Below are 20,849 nucleotides of genomic sequence, written 5' to 3'. Positions count from 1 at the left end.
CTGTAGGGTATATCGGAAGGCATCAGCCACAATATTATTGATGCTGTAAGCAAACCTCGCCTCCCGGCAAGGTCTCACTTACAACCAGGATAAGGTTGCTCAGTAACCGGACATCATGTGGATGTCGTATTGACGATTAACTGACGAAGAAGTTACTCCCCTTTGCTGAGGCAAAAGATAGGCGGCCCGCTGCGGCAGGTCAATCTTCTTCAGTAATATTTAGAAATATTTACACAGCAGCTGCGTCAGCCGGGAACACCACGCCGGTCTGACGGCGGATTTCGGTCAGCACTTTTGCGGTGATCCGTGAGGTCGACAGCCCGGGGTGATCGACCTGATTATTTTCCACCAACCGGGCGAACACCTCTGCCTCGTACAGCATGGTGTTGATATGCTGCGGCTGCGTCAGATCCTGCGCCTTAGCACCGCGCGGGACAAAGCTGAGACGCTGACATTCGGAAACCTGCTCCACCACCAGCGAGCCGTCTTCACCCTGGATTTCACTCGGCAGGGTCGACTGGCTGATTTTGGAGTGCTGCAGCGTGACATCAAAATCGCCATAGTTAAGGATTGCCGTACCATGGCCATCAACGCCGCTGTCCAGCAGGCTGGCGCTGGCGACGATGCTGTGCGGTTCACCCCACAGGCTCACCGCTGTCCCCAGGCAGTAGTAGCCAATATCCATAATGGAGCCGTTGGACCAGGCGGGATTGAACGTGTTGGGGTTTTCCCCGTCAAGGTAACGCTGATAGCGGGAAGAGTACTGGCAGTAGTTAATAAAGGCTTTACGCAGCCGGCCCACTTTCGGCAGCGCCTGTTGCAGTGCGAGGAAATTGGGCAGGCTGGCGGTTTTAAACGCTTCAAACAGCACCACCTGATGTTCGGCGGCACAGGCGATCATCGCATCGACTTCACGCAGATTGGAGGCCAGCGGCTTCTCACAGATTACATGTTTACGGTGGCGCAGGAACAGCAGGGCCTGCGGGCAGTGCAGCGCGTTGGGGCTGGCGATATACACCGCATCGAGGGCATCCGATGCCGCCATCTCCTCCAGCGAGTCAAACAGCCGCTCGACCGGATAGTCGCTGGCGAAGGTCTCTGCCTGCGCCAGTGAGCGTGAATAAACGGCGGTCAGCTTCATTTTTCCGGTTTCATGGGCAGCATCGATAAACTGACGAGTGATCCAGTTGGTTCCAACGACGGCAAAGCGAATCATAGTGTTCCTGTGCGGCTGAGTGAACGAAAAAGCAGATTACCATCTGTGTGCAGCCAGGCAATGACTAAAAGGCGTGATTTGATTTTTCAGCTCACCTCTCGCACCATACAGAAAATCATCCCGAGGGAACCCGATGAGCGTTCGCAGCCCGCAGAGTAAACATGCACTTAACTGGACCAGTATTCTGGTGGCGATCCCGGTCGGGCTGGTGGCTTCCCTGGTGACGCTGGGCTTTCGTGAAGCGATTAACCTGATCGATAGCCTGCTGTTTCGTGGCCAGACCGATATTACCCGGGCAATGCAGGTTTACCCCTGGTATATCTGGCCGCTGATTGTCGGCGGCGGCGGGTTGATAGCGGGTTTTCTGCTGCGCTATGCCACGGCCATTGAACAAAAACAGACGGTGCGTACCGACTATCTGGAGGTGATCAACGCACAGCTGGACGCGGTGCCTGCCCGTACCTCGCTGTTCCGCAGCCTGTCATCGCTGGCGAGTATCAGCAGCGGGGCGTCTATCGGCCGTGAGGGGCCGATGGTGCAACTGTCGGCGCTGGCCGGCAGCCTGATGGGGCGCTGGTGGTTCCGGTCGCTACCGCTGAAAAACAGCGACGTGGTGGCCATGGCGGCGGCGGCGGGGCTCTCGTCGGTGTATCATGCGCCGCTGGCCTCCGCGATTTTTGTTGCGGAAATTGCCTTTGGCATCTCAGCGATGCAGCGGCTGATCCCGCTGATCATCTCCTCCGGGGTGGCGGTGCTGACCATGTGGTCGCTCGGCCACCGCTCCGCCATGTACCCCTTTTCCCACAGCCAGTTTGACCTGACGCCCGGCAGCATTGCGCTGACCGTCGGCATCGGCCTGCTGGCAGGGCTGCTGGGCTGGGCAATGCTCTGGCTGATCGGGCAGAGTAAGCGCTGCTTTACCCGCATCAACAACCTGCCGTTACGCCTCGGGCTGGGGGGGCTGCTGGTGGGCACGCTGGCCATTGGCAGTACCCAGATCTTGGGTAACGGCTACGAAGTGATTGTGCGCATTATGGCGGGCGATTTTCTTCTGCCCGTGCTGCTGGCGCTGCTGCTGCTGAAAATGCTGGCAACGGCCATTTCCGTGGGCTCCAGCGCGGTGGGGGGGCTGTTTACCCCGGCGTTGCTGATAGGCGCGCTGATGGGAGAAATGGTGGCCCTGCTGGCCGCAGCCGCCGGAATGCCGGTGGGAAATGCCGAAGTGTTTGCTGCCGTCGGCATGGGCGCGGTCCTCGCCTCGGTCAGCCAGGCTCCCTTAATGGCGATGCTGATGGTGCTGGAGATGACGCTCAACAGCAGCCTGCTGTTTCCGGCGATGATCGCCAGCGTGCTGGCCTCAATGACCGTGTATCGTCTGCATGTCCGCAGCGCCTATTCCATGATGAGCAGCCATTTCAGCCGCTCTGATGCCAAATTTGATTTTGATAACGGCATCATCTCCCAGTTTATTGTCTCCGGGGCTGCACTCACCCCGCAGGACTCCGTCGGCAAAGCGCTGGCGGTCAGCACGCTGAAACGCGAACGTTTTGTTTATGTCATTGGTGAGCAGGGCGAATTTCTTGGCGCGGTGTCAATCCACGATATCTCGCACAAGGTGCTGGATAAAGAGATCACGCTGACCTCGCCCGTCAGCTGTGTCATGGATGCAAACTTCCCGACCATCTATGAAAATCAGACAATAAAAGAGGGCTGGGACGCCTTTGCCCGGGTCACGCTGGAACGTCTGCCGGTGCTGAATAATCCGCTGGAGCGGAAATATCTCGGGGCGCTGACAAAAACCAGTTTGATTCAGCAGGCAAAAGATTTTATATAAACGAAACAGCGATATCAGGAGAGATGTGTATGATGCCCTCCTGCCACTATTTTCATTTTAAGGACGAAATAATGTCATTCTCTGCGCGTTTTCGCTGGCTGCTGCTGCTGCCGGTAATGTTCTGGCTTTCCGGCTGCGACTATAACCAGATCCAACAGCGCGACGAAGCCGTCTCTGCTGAATGGTCCGAGGTGCTGAACCAGTACCAGCGCCGGGCCGATCTGATCCCCAACCTGGTCTCGACCGCAAAGGCGAGCGCCAGCCATGAAGCCGAAGTTTTTAAAAGCATTGCGGATGCCCGCGCTAAAATCGGCAGCCTGACGCAGGTGCAGAATGCCCCTGACAATGCGCAGGCGATGCAGGCGTTCCAGCAGTCACAGTCGGAACTGAGCAGTGCCATGTCCCGCCTGCTGGTGATCAGTGAACGCTACCCTGATTTGAAAGCCGACAAAATGTTCAGCACGCTGATGGTGCAGCTGGAAGGTACGGAAAACCGGATTACCGTGGCGCGTCAGCGCTATGTGCGCGCGGTACAGGACTACAACCTGCTGATCCGCCAGTTTCCCGGTTCGCTGACCGCCAGAGTGATGGGCTATCAGCGTAAAGAGAACTTCCAGCCGGAGAATGTAAAGCAGATCTCAACGGCACCTCAGGTCGATTTCTCAAAGCCTGCCAGCGCAAATTAAGGGACAGCCATGCGATATCTCACCCTGATCCTGCTGTTCTGTCTGCCCTTCACCAGTATGGCCGCAACGGTCGCTGTACCGACGTTACAGCAGCGCGTGACGGATGATGCGCGGGTACTGAGTCCCCGAGAGGTGGAGCAGATAAATCGCCAGATTGTCACCCTGGAAAAAAAAACCGGCCATCAGCTGGCGGTACTGGCGGTGGATACCACCGGGGATGACAGCATTGAGCAGTACGCTACCCGGGTGTTTGACGCCTGGAAACTGGGTGATAAGGCCCGCGATGACGGCCTGCTGCTGGTCATGGCAAAGACCGATCGCACCGTGCGAATTGAGGTCGGTTACGGGCTGGAGGGTGATTTTACCGACGTGCAGGCCAGCCAGGTGATTAATGGCAGCATTATTCCGCGCTTCAGGGAGGGGGACTATGGTCAGGGGCTGTTGGCCGGCGTTCAGGCTATCTCCCGCCAGCTTGGCGTGCCGGTAGAGGGGGATGCGCCGGCCGTCGCGCCGCGCCCGGTCGCTGCGCCGCTGCCGTCATCATCCGGTGACGCCATTTCGCTCTCTGCGGGCAGCATTGGCCTCTGGCTGCTGGGCATGATTGTTCTGCCTTTCTTCTTCCTGCGTCGTAATTCCCTGCTCAGGGGGCTGCTGGTCAGCGCCATAGTCACCGGCGTTTCCCTGGTCAATACGCTGCTAAACGACGGCATCGCGGGCGTCAGCGGTGATAATGTCGGCCTGCTGTTTGGCGGTAGCCTGATGATGCAGATGCTGATTTCCTCGCTGATCGGGACGCTAACCGGGGGGGGCGGTTGGAGTCGCGATCGTTTTGACGACCGCGACGACGATGGTCCTTCGCGTGACGATGATTCAGACAGCAGCAGCGGCGGATTTAGCGGCGGCGGCGGCCGCAGCGGTGGCGGTGGCGCATCGGGCAAATGGTAAAGACGGGACAGGGAGCCTGACAATGATAAAACGGTCTTTGATGTCTGTGCTGACACCCACTTTTATCAGCGCGTTTATGGCTCTGGGGACGCTGTGGTTTTATCTGGGCCGTATGGGGCGGCTTGATGTGTTTCTCGAGTCCATCAGCTTCAAGGATTTATTTATTGTTGTCGCCCTGTTCCTGGCCGGCAGTGTCGCGATGATCTGTCTGGTTTTTTATATTCCTTCATTGTTGGTTTCGCTTATTATAAAAAAAGAGAATACAATTTTTTATAATTACCAGACAATTAAAGATAACTTAATCAGGCTGTCACTGATAATTTACCTGCTGGCGATAACGGTTTTTTTCGTTGCGGTATGGTTTGTTGACGCTAAAAAATACCCTGGCTGGCTGGTCTTTACGATGGCTGGCAGTGGCGCGTTGCTAATAACACTTATTATTGCCTATTTCTTTAACCGCAAAGCCGTTTCTGAGGTATTGCAGTTCAAAAATAAAAGGATCAAAAAAGAGTATTACAGGAAGTTCTACTTTTTTATTCCCGTTTCCTTGTTTTTAATTTCATTTATGTATGCATATCCTTTAAGCCTGATTTTCGGGAAATTGCACCCTCCTGAACATGCGGACGACCTCAAAGTGATGATGTATGCCACGCTGACCTCCCTTGTCGTCATTCTCTTTTCTCTTCTTCCGGTGACGGTTTATCTCAGAGGGAAATCAACAGAAGGTTTATCTGTCAGAATAGTGAAGGTGATTTCCGCTGCGCTGGCAGGGCTGTTTTTTATGTCATGGATCATTACCTCAATACCGGTACTGATTATTAATGGCACCATGAAACTGTCAGGCATAGCGGACTTTCATCCCCATGTTTATCTGGTGCAGGATAAGGACTACCCTGCAGAACTGCTTGATAAGGTGCTCTGGAAGCTGACCCCGCTACAGAACCAGGAGCGATATGTTATTCATGGGGTAACGATGTATTCGTTTGGTGATATCAGGTTGATATGCCCGGTTAAGGTGCTTAACGCTTACGTGAACAGTATGACATTCAGGCCGGGTGACAGAGCGTACGATCAGCAACTGAACAAGGCGCTGGCTGCGGCGGCGCAGGACTGTATCCCTTTCAGCAAAAACGAAGTGAAAGCGCTGCAAAGCCGCTAACGCGACAGCCGGTACAGCCGATTATCCCTCACGTCCTTCCAGCGCCTGTGCCGTCAGCCACAGGCGCGTATCAAACTCCAGCTGGTGGTACTGCGGTTCCATATGGCAGCAGAGCTGATAAAAGGCCTTGTTGTGATCTTTTTCTTTAATATGCGCCAGCTCATGTACCACGATCATCCGCAGAAAGGCTTCCGGGGCATTTTTAAAAATGGTCGCCACGCGGATCTCCGCTTTTGCCTTCAGCTTGCCGCCCTGCACGCGTGAAATGGCCGTATGTAATCCCAGCGCATGCTTCATCACCTTAATCTTGCTATCGTAGAGAACTTTGTTCAGCGGCGGTGCGTTGCGCAGCGACTGATTTTTTAAATCCAGCGCGTAGTCATACAGCGCTTTGTCGCTGGTAATGCTGTGGGAGGACGGATAACGCTTATTGATCACCTCCGTCAGACGCTGCTGTTCAATCAGCGTGCGCACCTGTGACAGCAGCGATTCGGGGTAACCTTGCAGATAAATAAGCGACGACATACTGACTCCGGTGAAGAAAAACGTTTACTGTGCGCCCGTTTTAGGGGATAAAACGCGGGAATTTTACCACTAAGGTGATCCCATGAGCCAACTCGAACTAAGCAACCGCATGCTGACGCTGCATCGTTTTCCCCAAATGCGCGAAGAAAGCCCGTTGCAGGCCTGGGATGCGGCCGACGAATATCTGTTGCAGCATCTGGGCGATGCCCCGGTCAGCGGCGCGACGCTGATCTTTAACGACACCTTCGGTGCGCTGGCCTGTGCGCTGGCCGGTGAGGGCGTATACAGCATCAGTGACTCCTGGCTGAACCAGCAGGCGACGCGCCAGAACCTGGCGCTGAACCATCTGGATGAAGGGGACGTGCAGCTACTCGACAGCCTGAGCCCGTTACCCGCCGCCCCGGCCCGCGTTCTGATTAAGGTGCCAAAAACCCTCGCGCTGCTGGAATATCAGCTGCGGGCACTGCGCGACGTCGTGACCCCGGCCACCCAGATTGTGGCCGCCGGAAAAGCGAAAGATATCCATACCTCCACGCTGCAGCTGTTTGAAAAAATTCTGGGGGCCACCACCACCTCGCTGGCGCGTAAAAAAGCCCGCCTGATTTACTGCACCTTCAGCGCGCCCGAGCTGAAAGCGGACGACGTGATTGCCCGCTGGCAGCTGGACGGCACCCCGTACCAGATCCACAACCATGCTAACGTCTTTTCACGTGGCGGGCTGGATGTGGGGGCACGCTTCTTCTTACAGCATCTGCCCTCCGATCTGGAAGGTGAGATTGTCGACCTGGGCTGTGGCAATGGCGTGATTGGCCTGATGGCGCTGCAGCAGAACCCGCTGTCGCAGGTCCATTTTGTCGATGAGTCATATATGGCAGTGGCATCCAGCCGGATGAATATAGAAGTGAACTGCCCACAGGACAGGGAACGCAGTACGTTCCACGTCAATAATTCGCTGGCAGGTTACCCGTCAGACCGTCTGCACGCAGTGCTGTGCAATCCGCCCTTCCACCAGCAGAGCGCGGTGACCGACCATATTGCCTGGCAGATGCTGCGCGATGCGCGCCGCTGCCTGCAGGATGGCGGCGAACTGCGTATTGTCGGTAACCGTCACCTCGACAACTACCACAAGATGAAGAAGCTGTTTGGCAACTGCACCACCGTGGCGAGCAATCAGAAGTTTGTGGTGTTACGTTCGGTAAAAATGCCGTAACCCGCGCCGGGCCGGTCGGCGCAGCGATCGGCCCGGGTACGATTCCCGGGGGCAAGACACGCCTCGTTCCTGGCGTTATCGCTTCGCAATCCACGAAAAGCGCTGCTGATAGCCCTGCTGGACGTGGCTGTTACGGCGGTAACTCGCCTGATCCTCAGCCATACAGTAGGTACACACCTGCGACAGCTCAATCTGGTTTTCCGGCACCCCGGCGCGTAGCGCAATACGTTTTGCCAGCAGTGGCAGGTCAAACCAGACGCCATCGGTGGTTCCCCGCGCCTGTGGGCGCACGGCCGCCGGGTTAGGGAAGGGAGTGGCAGACCATGACATCAGCTCTGCCAGGTGATGCGGGTCATCCTGCTGCGCCCGGGCAATCACATCCTGACCGAGCTCATAGCAGCAGGGGCCGATAGCCGGGCCGATGGCAATAAACAGGCTGTCCGGCGTGGCTCCGCGTTCACACAGCTGCGTGATGGCGTTACCCATCACCCCGCTCAGTATGCCTTTTAATCCCCCATGTACCGCTGCCACCTGTCGCTGACGCGTATCGGCAATCAGCACCGGCAGGCAGTCAGCGGTGTAGATCGCCACGGGCGTGCTGCCGGTACCTATCAAACCGTCGGCTTCCTGACTCTTCACCGGCCGGGCCTCCACATCGGAAATGACGCGGGCACTGTGGCGCTGCTGGTTATACAGCGTTGCTTCAGGGGGGCGTTCGCCTGCGGACATAAACGCGTGGTCAAGCCAGCTCAGGCTGGAGAGCAGGGCAGAATGACAGGAGTGCGGCATCGTAGGTTCCTTTTTATCTCGGAGGCGTTGCAGTGATACTACAGGTGCGATGCGACATTTTTAATGTTTTATTCAGTGCGCATTTTTCGCCATTCCTGCTGTGAACCGGGGACGGGAAACAGGGTATCCTTTGGGGACGATTGGATTAAATCACTGTCAATGGAAGGACATCCTATGAACACCCTGGCCGTTAGCCATCCTGCACCACCACGTCACGTTGCTGCAGCACTTTTCGCCGGTTTTATGGGGGGGAATGTCGCCAGCTTTGTAAAATGGGGAACCGAAAATCCCTTCCCGCCGCGAACCCCTGACCGGGCCATTCCTCCGGCTGAGATGCTCAGTGACTTTGGCTTTACTGTGAATAATATGGTTTATCACTATTCCGGCCACCTCGTAAACTGGGGTGTGGCGGGTGTGCATCACCTGTTTTCCCTCTTTTTTGCCATGATCTACTGCTGGCTGGCAGAGATTTTCCCAAAAATAACGCTGTGGCAGGGCGTGGGCTTTGCGCTGGCTATCACCGTCGTTTTCCACGGTGTGGTGCTGCCCGTGGGGGGATGGGCGCCCCCGATCTGGCACTTGCCGGTGGAAGAGATTTTTTCCGAAACCTTCGGGCATATCCTGTGGATGTGGACGATAGAGATTTTCCGTCGTGAACTGCGCCGCCGCTGCGTGCAAACCAGCGGGGCAGTCACAGGATAATGCCTTAAATCGCCAGCGCCAGCAGCGTCCCCTGTTTAATGGCGCGACGGGCATCCAGCTCTTTCGCCACGTCGGCACCGCCGATAATGTGGGCCACGATCCCCCGGGCGGCCAGCGCGTCGGCCAGGGATCGCTCCGGCTCCTGACCGGCGCAGATCACCACGTTATCCACGCGCAGTGTCTGCGGTTCGCCGTCGCGCAGGATATGCAGCCCCTCATCGTCAATCCGCAGATATTCTACGCTGCCCCACATCTGCACGCCGTGCATCTGCAGGCTGGCGCGGTGGATCCATCCGGTGGTTTTCGCCAGCCCGGCACCGGGTTTACCCGGCTTGCGCTGGAGCAACCACACCTGCCGTGCGGCATGCGGTCTTTCCGGCGGTAACAGCCCGCCAGGCTGGGAGAGCGTGCGGTCAATGCCCCATTCCCGGCAGAATGCACTGATATCCTGCCCGCCCGCCACCAGATATTCAGCCGTATCAAAACCGATGCCGCCCGCGCCAATAATCGCCACACGCTGCCCGACGGGTTTCCGGTCGCGAATGACATCGAGATAACTCAGCACGGAAGGGTGGTCGATACCCGGTATGGGCGGCACACGCGGCACGATGCCGGTAGCCAGTATCACCTCATCAAATGCGGCGACATCATCCGGTGTTGCGCGATGATTCAGCCGCAGCGTCACCCGGTGCAGCGCAAGCTGACGGCGGAAGTAGCGCAGCGTTTCACTGAACTCTTCTTTACCGGGGATCTGCCGGGCGATATTGAACTGGCCGCCGGTTTCCGGCAGTGCATCAAACAGCGTCACCCGGTGGCCGCGCTGTGCGGCGTTGACCGCAAACGCCAGCCCGGCAGGGCCGGCCCCGACCACCGCCAGCGATTTGCTCTGCACGGCAGGCGTCATGACCATCACCGTTTCATGGCAGGCGCGGGGATTCACCAGACAGGAGGTGAGCTTACCCACGAAGATCTGATCGAGGCAGGCCTGATTGCAGGCGATGCAGGTGTTGATCTCATCGCTGCGCCCCTCACGGGCTTTGAGCACAAATTCAGCGTCGGCCAGAAAGGGGCGGGCCATGGACACCATATCGGCGCAGCCTTCATCCAGTACGCGCTGGGCGACGTCAGGATGGTTAATTCGGTTAGTGGCGATCAGCGGGATCGTGACGTGCTGCCGGAGCGCCTGCGTGACCCAGGCGAAGGCCGCACGCGGTACGGCGGTGGCGATGGTAGGAATACGCGCCTCATGCCAGCCGATACCGGTGTTAATCAGCGTTGCCCCCGCCTGCTCAACCGCCTGCGCCAGCCGGACGGTCTGCTCAAGCGTGCTGCCCTGTTCCACCAGATCGAGCATCGACAGACGGAAGATAATAATAAACTCCGCGCCAACGGCGGCCCGCACCGCCCTGAGAATATCCAGTGCAAACCGCTGGCGGCGGGGCTCATCGCCTCCCCACTCATCGTCACGCTGGTTGGTGTGCGCCACCAGAAACTGATTAATCAGGTAGCCTTCCGACGCCATAATCTCCACGCCATCATAGCCTGCCTGCTGCGCCAGGCGCGCACAGCGCGCGTAACTGGCAATCAGTTGCAGAATCTCATCATGGCTTAACGCCCGTGGGGTAAAGGGGTTAATCGGGGCCTGGAGAGCGGAAGGGGCGACCAGCGCGGGCTGATAGCTGTAGCGCCCGGCGTGCAGGATTTGCAGGGCAATTTTACCCCCCGCCTCGTGTACCGCATCCGTCACCTGCCGATGATGAGGGAGCTGTGCCTCATCATTCAGCACCGATGCTCCGGCGCTGACCACGCCCTCTGGCGAAGGCGCAATACCGCCAGTCACAATCAGCGCCACCCCGGCGCGGGCGCGCTCTGCATAGAATGCGGCAAGCCGCGCCGGGCCATCCGGATGTTCTTCCAGCCCGGTATGCATCGATCCCATCAGAAAACGGTTTTTAAGCTGGGTGAATCCCAGGTCCAGCGGGGAGAACAGTGACACGCTCATCGTCAGTGATTCCTGAAGTGGTCGGATGAGTTTCACTGTAGCGGTCAAATGACCGCGATGAAAGTGCAGTTAATCGCTTTGTGATGAATGCCACTGAATATCTCGCAGAGAAAGGGCAACGTGCTTCACGTTATGCGTAACATTGATTTAGTAACATGAATTTTGGTGATCTGATTCACAGAATTACAAGTTAAACATCGATTTGATAGGCGCCATGACCCGATACGTACTGGAGACGACCATGAGCACCCTCACACAATCCTGCATGATCAACGGTAAAGAGCAGGTTGAAGTTATCAGCCAGCAGGTGAATTACCTGGGCGAAGGCACGCTGGTTCGCATCACCCGTGGCGGCATCTGCGGCTCCGACCTGCACTATTATCAGCACGGTAAAGTCGGCAGTTTTGCCGTAAAAATGCCGATGATCCTCGGTCACGAAGTGATTGGGCAGGTGGTAAAAAGCGACAATCCGGCGCTGCACGAGGGCCAGAAAGTGGCGGTCAATCCGTCAAAACCCTGCGGCAGCTGTAAATACTGCCTGGCCGGTGAAGATAACCAGTGCACCACCATGCGCTTCTTCGGCAGTGCAATGTACTACCCGCACGTGGACGGTGGCTTCACCCAGTTCAAAGTCGTCGACAGCAGCCAGTGCATCCCTTACGACAATGCCGCAGACGATAAAGTGATGGTGTTTGCCGAGCCGCTGGCGGTCTGCATCCACGCCGCCAATCAGGGTGGCGAATTGCACGGCAAAAAGGTCTTTATCTCTGGCGTGGGCCCGATCGGTTGCCTGATTGCCGCCGCCGCAAGGGCCAAAGGGGCGGCAGAAGTGGTTTGTGCCGACGTCAGCGAGCGCTCGCTGGAAATGGCTGTTGCGATGGGGGCAACCGCCACTGTTCATGCCGCCAGCGGGGACTTCACCCCGTACCTGGCAGACAAAGGCTACTTTGACGTGGCGTTTGAAGCCTCGGGCCATCCCTCCTCACTGACGCGCTGCCTGGAAGTCACGCGGGCGAAAGGCACCCTGGTGCAGGTGGGCATGGGCGGTGACGTACCCGCCTTCCCGATCATGATGCTGATCGCTAAAGAGATCAGTCTGGTGGGCTCGTTCCGCTTTACCAGCGAATTCAACACGGCGGTGGAGTGGCTGGGTAACGGCACCGTTAACCCGCTGCCGCTGTTCAGCGGCGAATATGACTACCAGAATATTGATGCGGCACTGCAGTTTGCCGGTGACAAGAGCCGGGCTGCCAAAGTGCAGCTGACTTTTTAAAGGATGACCATGACAACGCTTTTTTCGCTCGATAATAAACGTGTGCTGATCACCGGTTCCGGCCGCGGTATTGGTTTCCTGATGGCCAGAGGACTGGCTGAAGCCGGGGCGGAGGTGATTATTAACGCCACCACCCAGCAGGGGGCCGATAAGGCTGCCGACGACCTGCGTCAGCAGGGATTCAGGGCCCACGCAGTAGCGTTTAATGTGACGCAGTCCGCCGAAGTGAATGCGGCAGTCGAGAAAATTGAGGCTGAGATTGGCCCGATTGATGTTCTGGTCAACAACGCCGGTATTCAGCGCCGTCGCCCGTTTCTCGAGTTCCCGGAGCAGGACTGGAACGACGTGATCGCGGTCAATCAGACGGCCGTATTCCTGGTCTCCCAGGCCGTTGCCCGAAAGATGGTAACGCGCCAGAAAGGCAAAATTATCAATATCGGCTCCATGCAGAGCGAACTGGGGCGTGACACGATTACCCCCTATGCCGCATCGAAAGGGGCCGTCACCATGCTGACGCGCGGTATGTGCGTTGAGCTGGCGCGCCACAACATTCAGGTTAACGGTATTGCCCCGGGTTACTTCAAAACCGAGATGACCCAGGCGCTGGCCGACGATGAAGCCTTCACCGCCTGGTTATGCAAACGTACGCCTGCTGCACGCTGGGGTAACCCGGAGGAGTTGATCGGCGCGGCGGTGTTCCTCGCCTCGAAAGCGTCTGATTTTGTGAACGGGCACCTACTTTTTGTCGATGGTGGGATGCGCGTCGCGGTGTAGTTTATCCTTTATCTTTCAGGCGGCAGCGGTGTCGGCTTCTGCGCGCGACCTGGTTACGCTCCAGGGCGCTGCTGAGTCGCCGCCCTGTTGCAACCTGAAACCTTCCGGATAAGCACGCTTATCAGAACTGTACCTCTACTTTTAAAGGAAGTGCTTTATGCCCATTACAATAATAGCTATTGGCGTAATCCTGCTGCTGGTGCTGATGATCGTCTTCAAGGTCAACGGCTTTATTGCGCTGATATTTGTCTCTGCCGTGGTTGGTGTGGCAGAGGGGATGACACCGCTGGCGGTGATCGCCTCCATTCAGAAAGGGGTCGGCGGTACGCTCGGCAGCCTGGCGCTGATCCTCGGCTTCGGGGCGATGCTGGGTAAGCTGGTGTCAGATACCGGGGCCGCGCAGCGCGTCGCCACCACGCTGATTGCCTCCTTCGGCAAACAGCGCGTGCAGTGGGCGCTGATGGTCACCGGCCTGATCGTCGGGCTGGCGATGTTCTACGAAATCGGCTTTGTGCTGCTGCTGCCGCTGGTGTTTACCGTGGTCGCCGCCTCGGGCATGCCGATGCTGTACGTGGGGCTGCCGATGGTTGCCGCGCTGTCCGTGACGCACTGCTTCCTGCCGCCGCATCCGGGGCCTACGGCCATTGCCACCATCTTTGGCGCAAATCTGGGCACCACGCTGCTCTATGGCATGATCATCACCATTCCTACCGTGATTATCGCCGGGCCGATCTTCTCCAAATTCCTCAAAGGCTTCGAGAAGTCGCCGCCGGAAGGCCTGTATAACCCGAAAATCTTTGAAGATCACGAAATGCCAGGGTTCTGGACCAGCATCTTTGCTGCCGTGATCCCGGTGATCCTGATGGCCGTGGCGGCAGTATTTGAGCTGACCACGCCGAAAGAGAACGTGCTGCGCCAGTTCTTCGAATTTGTGGGGAATCCGGCGGTCGCGCTGTTTATCTCAGTGGTGATTGCGGTGTTTACGCTGGGTCTGCGCAACGGGCGTAAAATGGAAGAAGTGATGGAGATGTGCAGTTCATCCATTGCGGCTATCGCCATGATCGTCTTTATTATTGCGGGCGGCGGTGCCTTTAAGCAGGTGCTGGTGGACAGCGGCGTGGGTGACTACATTGCTAACATGATGAAGGGTTCATCGCTCTCTCCGTTGCTGATGTGCTGGACGGTAGCGGCAATGCTGCGTATTGCGCTGGGTTCTGCCACCGTGGCGGCTATTACCACCGCCGGTATCGTTACGCCCATTATTGCCATTACCCACGCCGACCCGGCGCTGATGGTGCTGGCCGTGGGTTCCGGTAGCGTCATTGCTTCACACGTTAATGACCCGGGCTTCTGGCTGTTTAAAGGCTATTTCAACCTGAGCGTGATTGAGACGCTGAAAACCTGGACGGTGATGGAAACGCTGATCTCCTTCCTCGGCCTGGCCGGTGTGCTGATTCTAAACGCCATCATCCATTAACCTGGCGGCGACACAGGGTCAGGCAGGTGCCTGGCCCTTTTTTCTTTTGAACGCTGGAAACGCATGAGATCGCACCGCATATCGCTACAGGACATCGCCACGCTGGCTGGCGTGACGAAAATGACGGTCAGCCGTTACCTGCGCACGCCTGACCGGGTATCACCGGAAACCGGGGCGAAGATCGCGCAGATTATCGAAGAAATTAACTACATTCCTAACCGTGCGCCGGAGATGCTCCTCAGCTCGAAGAGCTATACCCTCGGCGTGCTGATCCCCTCGTTTAAAAATCAGATCTTTGCTGACCTTCTCAGCGGTATCGAAGCGGCGACCCAGGAGGGGCGCTACCAGACGCTGATTGCCAACTACAACTACGACAAACAGACTGAAGAGGAGCAGATCATTAATCTGCTGTCGTACAACATTGACGGCATTATCCTCAGTGAAAAAGATCACACCCTGCGCGCGGTAAAGTACCTGCGGGCGGCGCAGATCCCGATTGTTGAAGTGATGGATACCCAGGGCTCCTGCCTGGACATGCAGGTGGGGTTTAACAACTTCAGCGCCGGTTACGATATGACGCGCACGCTGCTCGATCAGGGGCGCAGGCGGGTGATCTACTTCGGTTCCCAGGATGACCGCCGGGATGAGTTTCGCTATCGCGGTTACTGTCAGGCGATGGAGGAACGCGGCGGCGTGGGTAACCGGGTTAACCCGAAAGCGATCTCCTCACAGAAACTGGGGGCCGCGATGCTGGCCAGCGCGCTGGAGCAGTTTCCCGATCTGGATGCCGTGTTCTGCACCAACGACGATCTGTCGCTGGGCGCCCTGCTGCACTGCCAGCGCCACGGCATTGCCGTACCGGGCCGCATCGCGATTGCCGGTTTCCACGGACTGGATATCAGCCGCGAGATGTACCCGACCATGGCCAGCGTGATCACGCCTCGTTACGCTATCGGTTATACCGCCGCTGAACTGCTGCTGAAAAAGATCGGTGACAGCCGCTTCTCGGCAGACTCCATCGATCTGAGCTATCAGATCTTTATGGGGGAGACAATCTGACGCGGGCAAAGCAGGATCCCCGCCGCGACGGGTCTTCCCTGGCAGACTGTAAAATGTAAATGCGCTTAAATTATGGCGCATTTACTGACAATAATTGATAACCCGGGTAACTAAATAATAAATTCAGCCTGAGCAGTAAGATACGGATTCAACCCGACGTGGAAGAAAAAAGTATTTTGCTTTTATTAGTTAATTAAAGAGATGCGAGTATTTAAAAAACATCCTCATCTAAAATATCCGCTATTTCCCCTTGTTAGTGTTATTATTTAATTCATTGATTTATATGTTATATTAAATAAATTCAATATTAATTCTGACCGAGGTATAAGCTTTTCTTATATTTTCCCATGCCTGCATAATCGGTGTAAATAAAGTAACTTTAAGCAAGTTTACATTTCCGTTATTTATCGTCAGTTAAGATTAATCTTAATCACTTTCTATTCGCTAAGATGTTAGAACTTATTTCCCAGCTTCCCGGAAGAGAGATTCTATTTTGACGACCCTAAAACCCCTGTTAGCGAAAAACCGCAGTTGGGCCTTACAGCGACGCCAACGTAATCCGCACTATTTCCGGCAAAATGTGGACGGGCAGCAGCCCCATGCTTTATGGATCGGGTGTTCTGACAGCCGCGTCCCGGCGGAGGTGCTGACCGGTGCGCACCCCGGGGAGCTCTTTGTACATCGTAATATCGCCAATATGGTCGTGAGTCATGACGATAACTTTATGAGCGTATTGCAGTATGCCCTTGAATATTTGAAGGTTTCCAGCATTGTGCTTTGTGGGCATTACGGCTGTGGGGGCGTGCAGGCGGCGCTGACCCTGCCGGACATCCCCCTGGGGGATGAAAACTCTCCGCTGGCACGGCGTATCACCCAACTGAGAAATGCCCTGTCACCCGCCCTGGCAACGCAGGCGGGCGATGAGGAACCGGGCGCGCACCTCAATCGCCTGGTGGAAGCGAATGTGCTGGCGCAGTTCAGCCAGCTGGTGAAAACCGACCCGGTGCTGAAGGCCTGGCGTGAAGGTGTGGCGCTGGAGGTGTTTGGCTGCGTGTACGATCTGCACAGCGGGCATCTGAAAGAGCTTGTCCAGCAGACAGAAGAGGGGATCGTATGAATATGAAGAGCTTACGTCAGGATATTCCCGCCGGGCTGGTGGTGTTTCTGGTGGCGCTCCCTTTATGCCTGGGGATTGCCCAGGCCAGCGGGCTGCCGCCGTTTGTCGGCCTGCTGACCGGGGTGATAGGGGGGCTGGTAGTCACCACCTTCAGCCCGTCAAAATTTGCGGTCAGCGGCCCGGCTGCCGGGCTGGTCACGATTGTTACCGGGGCTGTCGAGACGCTGGGATCCTTTTCAGCCCTGCTGCTGGCGCTGATGATAGCCGGTGTGTTGCAGTTCCTGATGGGGGCGCTGCGTGCCGGACGTTTTATTACCCTGGTACCGGGCAGTGTGATCAAGGGGATGCTGGCCGCGATCGGCATCCTGCTGATCATCCAGCAAATCCCGGTTGCCCTTGGGGCGGCAGGTGAAAGCGATTTGACCTCACTGCTGAACGGCGGGTCGCTGAATATCTCTCTGCCCGCGATCGCCGTGGCGTCTGCCGGGCTGCTGGTACTCTGGCTGTGGACCACTAAAACCGTCAAAAATAACCGCTGGCTGGGCTGGATGCCGGGCCCGCTGATGGCGGTGTTGCTGGGCTGCCTGGCCACGGTGCTGGGGGGGCGCTTTTTCCCCGACCTCGCGTCCGGTCTGCCGCGAATCTCTCTGCCCACCTTTGACAGCGTTGCGGCTCTGACCAGCGAGCTGGAGCGGCCGGACTGGCAGGCATGGCAGAACCCAGCGGTTTATCTGATTGCCGCCACGCTGGCGATTGTGGCCAGCCTGGAAACCCTGCTCAGTCAGGAAGCGCTGAAAAAGCTGCGCCCGCAGCATCCGGCCCCGTCACCGGATAAAGAGATGCGCGCCCAGGGGATCGGTAATGCCTTGTCCGGTTTTCTCGGTGGCCTGCCCATTACTGCGGTGATCGTGCGCAGTTCGGTCAACGTCAGCGCGGGCGCGCAGAGCAAGCTGTCGATCCTGCTTCATGGCGCGCTGCTGCTGGTGTGTGGCCTGTGGTTTAGCGGGGTGCTGAATGCTATCCCGCTGGCGAGCCTTGCCGCCGTTCTGTTGTATACCGGCTACAAGCTGGCCACGCCGGGACTGTTTGTCTCGCAGATCCGGCAGGGCGCGCCGCAGTCGGTGCCGTTCCTTGCCACGATTGGCGGTATTCTGATGTTCGGTATGCTGGCGGGAATTGGTATCGGCCTGGCGACGCAGATCCTGTTCAGCATCTATAAAAGCCACCGTAATGCCATGCTGCTGACGCGCTACGATGACCATTATGTTCTGCGCTTCCAGCAGAACTTGACCTTTATGCACAATCCGCGCCTGAAGGGGCTGCTGGCGGAGATCCCGGAGAACAGCGTGGTGATTGTGGATCACGATAGCGCAGAATATATCGACCCGGACGTCAAAGCGTTGCTGCATGATTTTGGTGAAGGCGCGAAAAAACGGGGAATTCAGCTCAATCAGTGGCCATGGCAGGGGACACTGACACAGGGATAACGCCGTTCTTCAGGCCACAGGACGTGGCCTTGTACTTTATCGTTATTACACCGGGCGGCAGGCAATCACCATGCGGGCCAGGGGGATGATCTCATTCAGTCCACATTCGAACTGCTGCTGGCCGTTGGCCACCCGCACCCGTCCCGGAGGAATACGGGTGAGACTGCGGACGCTGACCTGGCCCTCCAGCGACACCAGCCAGTCACCGTCCTGGATCTCGCTGAACAGCTGCTCGGCGATGAACTGTTGCTGGCCATCAATCAGCAGTAGCGGCCGTTCGGGGATGATGGACCAGCCTTCAAAGAAGGCCGCTTCCAGCGTCATGTCGGTCAGATCGGTCAGTTTCCCGCCGTCCAGACGCTGGCGGGGGAGCGACAGGAGATGCGCTGACGGCGATGCCTGTGGAGCATCCGTTACTGAGGTGGCCGACGGAGACTCTCCCTCACCGGTTGCCAGCCACTGTAATGAGGCCTGCGTATCGGCCATGCAGCGGATCACGATGTCAGAGGGAAAATGACCGCGCGAATAGCGATTAGCCAGGCTGCTACTGGCAATGCCGAGGTGTTCAGCCAGCGCCAGTTTCGTCGAAAATCCGTAGGCCTGGAGTACGCGATCCAGCACCTCTTTTGCGCCATTCTGAAAGTCGATTTTTAGGCTCACTCTCATACTCCTGGTGATTTCATTTTTTGGGGAGTGCGCAATTTATTATTGTAGCTTTAAGGGCACATCAGGATAGAGAGAACAGGAATTCTATGAGATTTTGCCCGATGGAGGCCATTTTTACAACCCGTAACACCATCGGTTTTCCTTCCCCAGCCCGGCAATTCATCTTAAGTGAATGCGCCTCTCCATCCACGGCCAGCGCGGCCTGAATATGAGTGTCGCTAATTAATTAAGCGCCCGTTAATTCCCGTTTTTCACCGTCACTTCTCTTCTCTGTCCTCTCAAAAAAGAGTGGCAACGCCTCAATCCCTACAGGCAGGACAAGGTGGGGGAAATTTATTATTTTTATAATTATCAGTGTGATAAACATTGTTGCAGGTACACGTAAAAAACTTTTCTTATTGGTAAGTGCTATGATACTGTATGTATGTACAGTGAAAAGGAGGGGGAGTTGTGGACAAAGAATTAGCCGAAAGCGTGATTCTGGAGCGCGTAGAACTGATAGCAAGATTAACCTCTGAAGGGGTTTGCAGGGAGCGGGATCGTGAGATTGCGCTGCATTTGATCGCGGATCTTGCCAGCGGTATAGAGCTGAAAAATGGCCAGTTCTCCGTTGTCTTTTCCCCCCCTAATACCGAACGTTAACGCTTTTTAAGCACGCGATCCGCGTGTTATTTGCCGTCCGGGCGTTCTGTTCACTGCGTGCCCGTCCCTGAAATATCCTCCTGCATTCTGTTCTGCTCAAGCTCCCTTTATGGGGGCTTTTTTTATGTCTGTTGCCCCCATCTTACCGCCGCCGGTGGCTGAATACCGCCCGTATTCGTCCCGGACAGGGGGTTCACGTTGTCACACCTGTCCTACAACACCCCCCAATTGAGCGCCATAAGTTGAGAACGCACACTGGTTGAGATTACCCGGCACTGGGAAGCGGAAGTCATCACACCAACCTCTTTCCCGGCCGTTTCTGTCAGCGTAATACCCGCTACGGGGGAGTGAAAAATGAAAATTTATGCCCTGCAGGATGACTGCGTCGATGAGATCTGTTTTCGCCACTATGGCCGCACGCGGCAGGTGGTGGAAGCCGTTTATGCCGCGAATCGCGGACTGGCTGAACAGGGAGCCCGGTTGCCTCACGGTTATCCGATTGAGCTTCCGTCGCTCTCCCTTTCTGCCACCCACGAAACGCTCAATCTGTGGAGCTGACCGATGGAGAAAAGCAGCTCACTGATCGGCTATTTCACCAGTGTGATGATGATGTGGGCCAGCCGGCACACCGTACAGGACATCGCCTTTATGGTGGGTGCGCTGGTGGCTGTGGTGACGCTGTGCATCAACATCGCGAACTTCTTTATCAACTGGCATTACCGCCGTAAGACCTGGCGGTTGTGGCAACAGCGACAGAGAAACGGGAGCGAAGATGAATTCACCCGCTAAAAAATGTGCGGTGCTGATTGTACTGGCGCTGGCCGTCACGCTGCCGTCGTTCTCCACGCTGCAGATCTCCGGCGAGGGCCTGCAGCTGCTGGCCAGTGCCGAGGGCTGCCGGACTTCACCGTATCAGTGCAGTGCGGGTGTCTGGACGAACGGTATCGGCCATACCCGGGGGATGACGCCCGTGACGGCGGTCAGTGAGCGTCAGGTAGCGGTCAATCTGATTGATGACGTGCAGCGGGTAGAGCGCGGTATCGCCCGCTGCCTGCAGGTGACGATGCCGCAGGGGGTCTGGGACGCCACGGTCTCCTTTGCCTTTAACGTCGGCGTGAGCGCGGTCTGTCGCTCCACCTATGCCCGGCTGATCAATCAGCAGCAGTGGCGGGCAGCCTGCGATCAGCTGATGCGCTGGGTGTATGTCGCGGGCGTACGTAATAAGGGAATTGAGGCGCGAAGAAGCGCTGAACGCGCCCTGTGCCTGAAGGGGGTGGGATGACCCG

At 56.9% G+C, this 20,849-nt stretch carries 21 protein-coding genes; 16 read left to right on the top strand and 5 right to left on the bottom strand.

All coding sequences use genetic code 11. From position 1 onward, the window contains the following. Positions 1-229 precede the first annotated feature (229 nt). Entirely contained in the window at positions 230-1,216 is a 987-nt protein-coding gene (locus tag EPE01S_RS12600; RefSeq protein WP_062745527.1) for a Gfo/Idh/MocA family protein, read from the bottom strand. Positions 1,217-1,349: 133 nt separating this feature from the next. On the opposite strand from EPE01S_RS12600, the gene EPE01S_RS12595 reads away from it, so the two are divergent. The 4 genes from EPE01S_RS12595 (at position 1,350) to EPE01S_RS12580 (ending at position 5,840) form a co-directional block, all read left to right on the top strand. After that, entirely contained in the window at positions 1,350-3,050 is a 1,701-nt protein-coding gene (locus EPE01S_RS12595) for a chloride channel protein (RefSeq protein ID WP_062745525.1), read from the top strand. 71 nt (positions 3,051-3,121) lie between these two features. After that, positions 3,122-3,736: a LemA family protein gene (locus tag EPE01S_RS12590; protein ID WP_062745780.1), complete on the top strand. Its 615-nt coding sequence runs from the start codon at positions 3,122-3,124 to the stop codon at positions 3,734-3,736. Between the two features lie 9 nt (positions 3,737-3,745). After that, positions 3,746-4,681 (top strand): TPM domain-containing protein, encoded by a 936-nt coding sequence (locus tag EPE01S_RS12585; protein WP_062745522.1) that lies wholly within the window; start codon positions 3,746-3,748, stop codon positions 4,679-4,681. Further along, the gene (locus tag EPE01S_RS12580; protein ID WP_157076015.1) at positions 4,596-5,840 is read left to right on the top strand and encodes a hypothetical protein; all 1,245 of its coding nucleotides are present in this window, start codon (positions 4,596-4,598) and stop codon (positions 5,838-5,840) included. The genes EPE01S_RS12585 and EPE01S_RS12580 overlap by 86 nt, the downstream gene beginning before the upstream one ends. Before the next feature lie 21 nt (positions 5,841-5,861). On the opposite strand, the gene EPE01S_RS12575 is transcribed toward EPE01S_RS12580, so the two are convergent. Next, complete coding sequence (locus EPE01S_RS12575; protein ID WP_062745518.1) at positions 5,862-6,365, bottom strand: M48 metallopeptidase family protein; 504 nt, start codon at positions 6,363-6,365, stop codon at positions 5,862-5,864. 82 nt (positions 6,366-6,447) lie between these two features. Here EPE01S_RS12575 and rlmG point away from each other — a divergent pair, with 82 nt between their 5' ends. Beyond that, the gene (rlmG, locus tag EPE01S_RS12570; protein WP_062745516.1) at positions 6,448-7,575 is read left to right on the top strand and encodes a 23S rRNA (guanine(1835)-N(2))-methyltransferase RlmG; all 1,128 of its coding nucleotides are present in this window, start codon (positions 6,448-6,450) and stop codon (positions 7,573-7,575) included. Between the two features lie 75 nt (positions 7,576-7,650). Here rlmG and EPE01S_RS12565 read toward each other — a convergent pair whose 3' ends face one another. Next, positions 7,651-8,364 (bottom strand): purine nucleoside phosphorylase YfiH/LACC1 family protein, encoded by a 714-nt coding sequence (locus EPE01S_RS12565; RefSeq protein ID WP_062745514.1) that lies wholly within the window; start codon positions 8,362-8,364, stop codon positions 7,651-7,653. A gap of 174 nt (positions 8,365-8,538) precedes the next feature. Between EPE01S_RS12565 and EPE01S_RS12560 the strand changes: the two genes are divergently transcribed. Continuing rightward, positions 8,539-9,066, top strand: coding sequence for a YagU family protein (locus EPE01S_RS12560; RefSeq protein ID WP_062745511.1), 528 nt, complete (start codon positions 8,539-8,541; stop codon positions 9,064-9,066). A 4-nt stretch (positions 9,067-9,070) separates the two neighbouring features. Here EPE01S_RS12560 and EPE01S_RS12555 read toward each other — a convergent pair whose 3' ends face one another. Further along, complete coding sequence (locus EPE01S_RS12555; protein ID WP_062745508.1) at positions 9,071-11,068, bottom strand: oxidoreductase; 1,998 nt, start codon at positions 11,066-11,068, stop codon at positions 9,071-9,073. 241 nt (positions 11,069-11,309) lie between these two features. On the opposite strand from EPE01S_RS12555, the gene idnD reads away from it, so the two are divergent. The 6 genes from idnD to EPE01S_RS12525 all read left to right on the top strand — a co-directional run bounded on the left by idnD (position 11,310) and on the right by EPE01S_RS12525 (position 18,255). Then, entirely contained in the window at positions 11,310-12,341 is a 1,032-nt protein-coding gene (gene idnD, locus EPE01S_RS12550; protein ID WP_062745506.1) for an L-idonate 5-dehydrogenase, read from the top strand. 9 nt (positions 12,342-12,350) lie between these two features. Further along, positions 12,351-13,115 carry a gluconate 5-dehydrogenase gene (idnO, locus tag EPE01S_RS12545; protein WP_062745504.1) on the top strand — a complete coding sequence of 255 codons (765 nt, stop codon included), beginning with the start codon at positions 12,351-12,353 and terminating at the stop codon, positions 13,113-13,115. 157 nt (positions 13,116-13,272) lie between these two features. Further along, positions 13,273-14,592, top strand: coding sequence for a gluconate:H+ symporter (locus EPE01S_RS12540; RefSeq protein WP_062745501.1), 1,320 nt, complete (start codon positions 13,273-13,275; stop codon positions 14,590-14,592). A 63-nt stretch (positions 14,593-14,655) separates the two neighbouring features. Then, positions 14,656-15,651: a DNA-binding transcriptional regulator IdnR gene (gene idnR / locus EPE01S_RS12535; protein ID WP_062745498.1), complete on the top strand. Its 996-nt coding sequence runs from the start codon at positions 14,656-14,658 to the stop codon at positions 15,649-15,651. Positions 15,652-16,144: 493 nt separating this feature from the next. Continuing rightward, positions 16,145-16,768, top strand: coding sequence for a carbonic anhydrase (locus tag EPE01S_RS12530; RefSeq protein ID WP_062745496.1), 624 nt, complete (start codon positions 16,145-16,147; stop codon positions 16,766-16,768). After that, a complete protein-coding gene (locus EPE01S_RS12525; RefSeq protein ID WP_062745494.1) occupies positions 16,765-18,255 on the top strand; it encodes a SulP family inorganic anion transporter in 1,491 nt (496 codons plus the stop codon). Before EPE01S_RS12530 ends, EPE01S_RS12525 begins: the two co-directional genes overlap by 4 nt. 45 nt (positions 18,256-18,300) lie before the next feature. Here EPE01S_RS12525 and EPE01S_RS12520 read toward each other — a convergent pair whose 3' ends face one another. Beyond that, positions 18,301-18,915, bottom strand: coding sequence for a phage repressor protein CI (locus EPE01S_RS12520; protein ID WP_062745493.1), 615 nt, complete (start codon positions 18,913-18,915; stop codon positions 18,301-18,303). A gap of 456 nt (positions 18,916-19,371) precedes the next feature. Between EPE01S_RS12520 and EPE01S_RS12515 the strand changes: the two genes are divergently transcribed. The 4 genes from EPE01S_RS12515 to EPE01S_RS12500 all read left to right on the top strand — a co-directional run bounded on the left by EPE01S_RS12515 (position 19,372) and on the right by EPE01S_RS12500 (position 20,845). Further along, the gene (locus EPE01S_RS12515) at positions 19,372-19,563 is read left to right on the top strand and encodes a hypothetical protein (RefSeq protein ID WP_062745491.1); all 192 of its coding nucleotides are present in this window, start codon (positions 19,372-19,374) and stop codon (positions 19,561-19,563) included. A 354-nt stretch (positions 19,564-19,917) separates the two neighbouring features. Next, positions 19,918-20,121 carry a tail protein X gene (locus EPE01S_RS12510; RefSeq protein ID WP_062745489.1) on the top strand — a complete coding sequence of 68 codons (204 nt, stop codon included), beginning with the start codon at positions 19,918-19,920 and terminating at the stop codon, positions 20,119-20,121. A gap of 3 nt (positions 20,122-20,124) precedes the next feature. Continuing rightward, the gene (locus EPE01S_RS12505; protein WP_062745487.1) at positions 20,125-20,352 is read left to right on the top strand and encodes a phage holin family protein; all 228 of its coding nucleotides are present in this window, start codon (positions 20,125-20,127) and stop codon (positions 20,350-20,352) included. After that, positions 20,336-20,845, top strand: coding sequence for a lysozyme (locus tag EPE01S_RS12500; protein ID WP_062745485.1), 510 nt, complete (start codon positions 20,336-20,338; stop codon positions 20,843-20,845). Before EPE01S_RS12505 ends, EPE01S_RS12500 begins: the two co-directional genes overlap by 17 nt. Positions 20,846-20,849: the final 4 nt, after the last annotated feature.

It is taken from the genome of Erwinia persicina NBRC 102418, from assembly GCF_001571305.1.
GTDB lineage: Bacteria > Pseudomonadota > Gammaproteobacteria > Enterobacterales > Enterobacteriaceae > Erwinia > Erwinia persicina.
The sequence above is the reverse complement of the archived record's forward strand: the minus strand, read 5'-3'. Positions and strand labels throughout refer to the sequence as shown.